This is a genomic window from Streptomyces capoamus, assembly GCF_014654935.1.
Taxonomy (GTDB): Bacteria; Actinomycetota; Actinomycetes; order Streptomycetales; family Streptomycetaceae; genus Streptomyces; species Streptomyces capoamus.
This window is the reverse complement of record NZ_BNBF01000001.1, coordinates 61,794-63,489: the sequence shown is the minus strand read 5'-3', so window position 1 is coordinate 63,489 and position 1,696 is coordinate 61,794. Positions and strand designations below refer to the sequence as shown.

The 1,696-nt window shown below is 74.8% G+C and carries 2 protein-coding genes and 1 pseudogene; 2 read left to right on the top strand and 1 reads right to left on the bottom strand.

Features of this window, described 5'->3' with window-relative positions; all coding sequences use genetic code 11:
* Positions 1–617: DUF4291 domain-containing protein (locus IE312_RS00320; RefSeq protein WP_189978173.1), on the bottom strand; the 617-nt coding region annotated here is incomplete at its 3' end.
* Between the two features lie 113 nt (positions 618–730).
* Here IE312_RS00320 and IE312_RS00315 point away from each other — a divergent pair.
* Both IE312_RS00315 and IE312_RS38290 read left to right on the top strand, forming a co-directional pair.
* The gene (locus tag IE312_RS00315) at positions 731–1,207 is read left to right on the top strand and encodes a nuclear transport factor 2 family protein (protein WP_189977119.1); all 477 of its coding nucleotides are present in this window, start codon (positions 731–733) and stop codon (positions 1,205–1,207) included.
* Between the two features lie 121 nt (positions 1,208–1,328).
* A pseudogene (locus tag IE312_RS38290) lies at positions 1,329–1,696 on the top strand (apolipoprotein N-acyltransferase); the annotation flags it as partial.

The window sequence follows — 1,696 nt, the reverse complement described above, 5'->3', positions numbered from 1 at the left end:
CGCAGGTGCGCGAGCGCCTCCTCGGCCACCGGGTACGGCGGCTCCACCGGCACCAGGGCGCCGGCCCGCTCCCGTTCGCCCGCCCGCACCAGCGCGTGGATCTCCGTGGCGAGCGGGGTGACGTCCTCGATGCCGACGATCCACTCGTCGGCGTACCGCGCCGCCGCCTCCCCGGCGAGGCCCAGCTGCAGCGACCGGTGCGGCAGCGGGTTCAGGTGCAGATCCCGCTCCGGGTCCCACTGCACACGGGCCGGACTGCGCGCCAACTCCCGCTTCCAGGCGGCCTGGTCCGCGTGCAGGGCGGGCACGTAGTGGGACAGGCAGGCGTGGCGCAGGGCCCACTCGAAGCCCTCGCGGCTGATCTCGACGGCGAGGACGGTCTCCTGCCCCTCCTTGGTGCCCCAGCCGCAGCGGTACATCATCCACAGGAAGGACGGCTTGATCCAGGTCATCCGGTCCCGCTTCCAGGCGGCGGGGAACCGGCCGGCGCTGGCGGCCGGACGGCCGATCCCCGGGCGGTAGGCCTGGTACACGGTGACCGTGGTCCGGGTGTGCCGGGCGCGGATACGGAACGTCGGCTCGGCGGGGCCGGTCCGGGTGCCGGTGGTGGTCGTCATGGTCGTCTGTTCATGCACGGGACCAGACTCGGCCGTGCCGCCCGCCCCGCACCACCGAATATTCACCGCGCAGGGCACTTGGCTGGGCGCCCGTCGTGCCCAAGACTGTGCCGATGACGCAGCGTGCGGAGTTCGCGACTCTGAGGGACCGACTGGCCGTGGACGACCTGGTGACCGCGTACGCGGTGGCGGTGGACGACGGCGACTGGAGGGCCTACCGGGACCTGTTCACGGCGGACGGACGCGCCGACTACACCTCGGCGGGCGGTATCGCGGGCGACGCGGACCGGGTCGCGGCCTGGCTCGCCGAGAGCCTGGCCCTCTTCGGCGTGCGCCAGCACCTGATCGTCAACCGGCAGGTGCGCTTCGACGAACTCGACCACGACACCGGCGACACCGCCCGCGTCCGCGCCGACTACGTCAACCCGCTGCGCCTCGCCGCCGCGGGCGGCGGCGCGGCGCCGGACCTGGTGTGCGGCGGCCGGTACGACTTCGGGGCCCTGCGCACGCCGGACGGCTGGCGCCTGAGCGAGGTCGTCGTCCACGAGAAGTGGCGCGGGGGCGGCCCTTCGCAGGCCCGCACCCCCTAGGGCACCGGTCCCGCACTTCCCAGGGCCCCTGCCCCGCACCCCCTGGGGCACCGGGACGCGGCGCGCACCTTCGGGCCTCCGGCACGCACACTGGAGCCATCGGTGGGTAGGGGAGGTCCTTATGAGGATGATCAACCGCCGGCCGGCCTCCCCGTGGCGCCGTTCGGCCGCCGCCGCCCTCGCCGGTGCCCTTCCCGTGCTCGCCTTCCCGGCCCCGTCCCTGTGGTGGTTCGCCTACGTCGCCCTGGTGCCGTGGATCCTGCTGATCCGCTCCGCGCCGACCGCGCGGCGGGCCGGCTACGACGGCTGGTGGGGCGGCGTCGGCTTCCTGGTCGCCGTCCACCACTGGCTGCTGCCGAGCCTGCACGTGTTCATCTTCCTGATCGCCGCGCTGCTCGGCCTGCTCTGGATGCCCTGGGGCCGGCTGGTGCGCCGGTACCTGGGCGGGGTGCCGACCCCGGGCCGGGCCGCCGCCGCGCTGCTGGTGCT